General features: G+C 67.2%; 3 protein-coding genes and 1 pseudogene. All 4 read right to left on the bottom strand.

Annotation, left to right across the window (positions count from 1 at the left end):
* A pseudogene (locus tag VG320_RS02560) lies at positions 1-174 on the bottom strand (efflux transporter periplasmic adaptor subunit); the annotation flags it as partial.
* 29 nt (positions 175-203) lie between these two features.
* A complete protein-coding gene (locus tag VG320_RS02555; protein WP_167056474.1) occupies positions 204-404 on the bottom strand; it encodes a DUF1656 domain-containing protein in 201 nt (66 codons plus the stop codon).
* On the bottom strand, positions 394-2,694 hold the full coding sequence (locus VG320_RS02550; RefSeq protein ID WP_327198596.1) for an FUSC family protein: 2,301 nt from the start codon (positions 2,692-2,694) through the stop codon (positions 394-396). The genes VG320_RS02555 and VG320_RS02550 overlap by 11 nt, the downstream gene beginning before the upstream one ends.
* An 11-nt stretch (positions 2,695-2,705) precedes the next feature.
* Positions 2,706-4,292, bottom strand: a complete 1,587-nt coding sequence (locus VG320_RS02545) for an efflux transporter outer membrane subunit (RefSeq protein WP_327198595.1) — start codon at positions 4,290-4,292, stop codon at positions 2,706-2,708.
* Positions 4,293-4,305 lie beyond the last annotated feature (13 nt).

The raw sequence follows: 4,305 nt of genomic DNA, 5'->3' as shown, positions 1-4,305 counted from the left end.
CTCGACCACGGCGCCGGAGACGTCGGGGGCGATGTTCACCACTTCGGCGCGCACGCGGCCGTCGCGGGTCCACGGCTCGTCCATGTAATGAACCCACAGCGCGCGGCCGACCAGGATGGCGACGACGAAAATGATTGCCGTCGCGATAAAGCCAATAATGTTTCGGATAGTCATGATTCTTTCAAGCCGGTTCAACGCCGGTGTCAACGATAGACGGCAAGCCCGATCACGCAGCACACGACCACGAGCAGACTCACGCGGAACAGGGACGGGTGCCACACGATGCGATACAGGCCGGTTCGGGCCAGCACGGAATCGAGCACCCAGGTGATCGCCGCGCCCAGAATGAAGAGCAGCACGATCGCCGGAATGTAGGCGTCCAGAAACGCTACGTCACGAGGCATGGTTCGCTCCTTGCGTGTCGCCGGGACGACGGCCCGACGGGTGGTTCGTATCCGCGCTGGCGCTTGCCGGCGCATACGCCGCGAACGGCGATTGCGGATCGATCAGCGCGGTGCGGATGAAATGCAGATGGCTCAGGCAGCGCTGCAACGGATGCCGCTCTTCGCGCGGTGCATCGCCGCGCAGCACGTCTTCGAACACGGCCTGCGCGGCGCCGATCGCGGCGCTGGTCGTCGCGAGGGCGGCCGCATGGCGGCGCGCATCCGGGCGCTCGAACAGCGCGGCCACGCTCTTGAGCGTCGCGGCCGTTTGCGCGCGCCACGGTGCGTTCTTCGCGAAGCGCGCATGCGCAGGCAGCGAACCCAGTTCTTCGCGCAGATCGACGGCGGCGTTGCCGATTTCGAGCGTCGAGAACATCCAGCGCAGCGTGTCCTGGCGGAATGCCTCGTCGTTGCCCGCGAGCGCGTTGAGCTGGAACATCAGGTCGCGCGCGCCGCTTTCGAAGCGGTTGCGCAGGCCCGCGCCGCCCTTGGTGCCCGGCAGCCCTTGCAGCCGCGAGCGGCAGGCATGCACGGCCTGGCCGCGCAGATTGGCCAGCAGACGGTTACGCAGCCAGGGCGTCGAAGGCGGCAGCAGCACGGCGAAGGCGGCGGCCGAGACGATCTGCGCAATCACGAGCGCGAACGCGTCGTTGATGTAGCCGGTCGGGTTGTACTGCACCAGATTGTCCGGGCCCGCGAGGAAGCACAGGAAGATGCAGTAGCCCACGCCGATGCCCACATACTTCGGCCGCGTCGAAATAAAGGTGCCCAGCGCCAGCGCCGGCGTGAGCGCCACGCACAGCATCGGAAAGCCGTCGATATGCGGAAACACGCCGAAGGTCAGGATCATGCCGACGATGGACGCGAGCGCCGTGCCGATCGCCATCTGTCTGGCCATGCGCGTGGGCTGCGGCGACGCCGAAGCCAGCGCGCAGGTGGCCGCGGCGTTGAGCACGAGATTCGTGCCGCTTGGCCAGGCGGTGGCGATCCAGAACGCGCCCAGCAGACCCATGACGATGGCCGCGCGCACGCCGTGCACGCTCGCGGCGACCATATTCGTCTTCGGCACGTAGCGGGCGATCCACTTTTCGCGCGAATGCGTATCGACGGCAAGCGAGGCGTAGGTCGCCGTGTACTCGTTCATCTCGTGGACGAAGCGGTAGAACAGCTCGGTCGCGGTGTCGAAGTCGAGCAGCCGTGCGGCCTTGTGGGCGAGGGCGGCGGCGTCGTTCACGGGCAACGCCGCTTCGAGTTGCGCGCGGGTTTCGCGCACGCGTCTGGGCAGCGCCGCGCGGTATTGCGAGAGCTGCGCCGAGGCGTGCGTCGCATCGGCGGCGGTGAGCACGCGCTCGCCGGCGTTTTCGAATAGCGGGGCGATCTCGCGGAAATACGGTTCGAGCGCGTCGACCGTCACCGTCGAGCCGTCGCTGCGCAGACGGTTCATCAACTGGTGCAGCGCGTGAAAGCGTGTCGATGCCGCCATGAATTCGGTGTTCAGGCGCGCGAGCCGCCCGGAGCGCATGCGCGAATCGGGCGTCTCGAACACCGCGTTGCTGCGGCTCGCCTCGAAGCCGACGATATCGGCCACGAAGCGCGCATTGGTCGCTTCGATCTGCGACCGGTCGATACGACCGGCGAGCGACGCCGACACATAGTCGACAAACGACGAAAAGCGCCGGCGCACCGTCGAGCGCAGCAGCTCGCCGGTAAATTGCGGGAACACGATCGCGCTCACGACACCCGAGGTCAGAATGCCGATCGAGATTTCGGCCACCCGCGTCATTGCCGACATGAACGCGCCGTCGGGATGCTGCGAGGCCGGAATGCCGATCAGCGCCGCCGTATAGCCCGCGAGCACGAAACCGTACGAGCGGAAATTGCGGTTACGCGCGGCGCCCGCCGTGCAGATGCCGACCCAGATCGCCGTGGTGGCGATGAAAAGTTCGGGCCGCTGAGCGAACAGGCCGATCAGCGCGAGCATCACGACGAGTCCGACCAGCGTGCCGCAAAGCCGGTAGAAGCTCTTGGCGAACACCGGGCCGCTCTGCGGCTGCATCACGATGAACACCGTCGTCATGGCGGTGCGCGGCGAGGGCAGTTCGAGCTTCATCGCGATACCCAGCGCGATGAGCGCGGCGGCGATCGTCTTGAACAGATAGAGCCAGACGAGGCCGTCGGTGCGCGCCCAGTCGGCGAAAGCCTTGAAGAGGCTCTGGCCGTCCGGTTGCGAAGAGGGGGAAGAGGCTTGCATCGTCGCGCGCCTTATTGAGCGCCGGCGTCAGCAGACGAGCGCGGCGCGAGCAGTGCGGCGGGCGCAAGCGGCACGGCGCGCGTCTTCTTGCCGTGCGCCGGCAGTTGCTCGGCAGCGCTCGGGCTCGACACGGCGGGGTCGGCTGCGGTATCGGCCCCGGCAGCGATCATGCCGCCGCCCAGCGCCGCCACGAGCGTGGCGTGCGCGGTCAGGCGCTCGGCCTGGATGTGCGCGACGCCTTGCTGGGCGCGCAGCAACTGCGTCTGCGCGATCAGGACGTTGACGTAGTCCGTCAGCCCACGGCGAAAGCCTTCCTGCGACAGGTCGTAATTGTGCTGCGCGGCCGCGACCGAGCGATGCGCATCGTCTTCCTGGGTCGCCAGCGAGCGCATGCGCACCACCTGATCGGCGATTTCCTTGAGCGCGGTGACGATCGTCTGGTTGTACTGATCCACGGCGATGTCGTAAGCCGCCGACTGTGCGCCGAGCTGCGAGCGCAGCCGTCCGCCGTCGAAGATCGGCAGCGACAGCGCCGGGCCGCCCGCGTAGCTGCCACTTATCGACTTCAGGAACTGGAACATGGGACCGGCGGCCGCATAACCGCCCATCGACACGAGCAGGTTGATGTTCGGGTAGAAGTCGGCCTTGGCCACATCGATGCCACGCGCCTGGGCGGCGACGGTCCAGCGCGCCGCCACGATGTCGGGGCGATGGCCGATCAGTTCGGCCGGCAGCGCCGACGGCAGGCCCGCCGGAGCGGCGAGTGACAGCGCCGGGCGCTGGATCGCCTCGCCCGCGCCGGGGCCTTTGCCCGCAAGCGCCGCGAGCTGATTCTTGCCCAGCGCGATCGCTTCTTCGAGCGAGTCGATCTGGCGTTCGTACTCGGGCAGCGGCGTTTCGGCCTGGCTCACATCGAGCTGCGTGCCGATGCCTCCCTGCAGGCGTCGCTGCGCGAGCACGAGGAGCTGCTGCTGTTCGCCAAGCGTCTGCTTCGCGATATCGAGCAGCGCGTAGTTCATCGACATGTCGATGTATGCGCGCGTGACATTTACTTCGAGTTCGAGTTGCGCGGCGCGGGCGTCGGCGGCTGTGGCGTGCACCACGTCGAGCGCGCGCTCGGCATTGTTCTTGTCCTGACCCCAGAGATCGAGGTGGTAGGAGAGACCGAGCGTGGCCGTGTTGTTCCACGAATTCGAGTTCGCGAGCGACCCCGGTCCGTAATAGCCATTGTCGGACCAGTGCTGGCGCTGCACGGACATGTTGCCGTTGATCTGCGGCAGCAGGCCGGCTTCGGCCACGCCCGCCATCGAACGCGCCTCGCGCACCCGCGCCTGGGCGGCGGCGAGCGACGGATTGCCCGCGATCGAGGTTTCGATCCAGTCGTTCAGCTGCGGGTCGTTGTAGCCGCGCCACCAGTCGCTGGCGGGCCACTTCGCATCGGTGTTGGCCGCGCGGATCGCCGATCCGACGTCCAGTTCGCTCGCATCGACGTGCTTCGCTTGGGGGGCGATTCCCCCGGTACTGGCGCATCCCGCGATTATCAACGAGAACGTAAGAACCGCGGCAACGGCTAGTCCTTTCGGTACCGGAGACTGCACGATTTACTCCTTT

The organism is Paraburkholderia sp. (assembly GCF_035948235.1).
In the GTDB taxonomy this organism is placed as follows: Bacteria; Pseudomonadota; Gammaproteobacteria; order Burkholderiales; family Burkholderiaceae; genus Paraburkholderia.
Note: the sequence above shows the minus strand (reverse complement) of the source record. Positions and strands in the feature narration are given on the sequence as shown.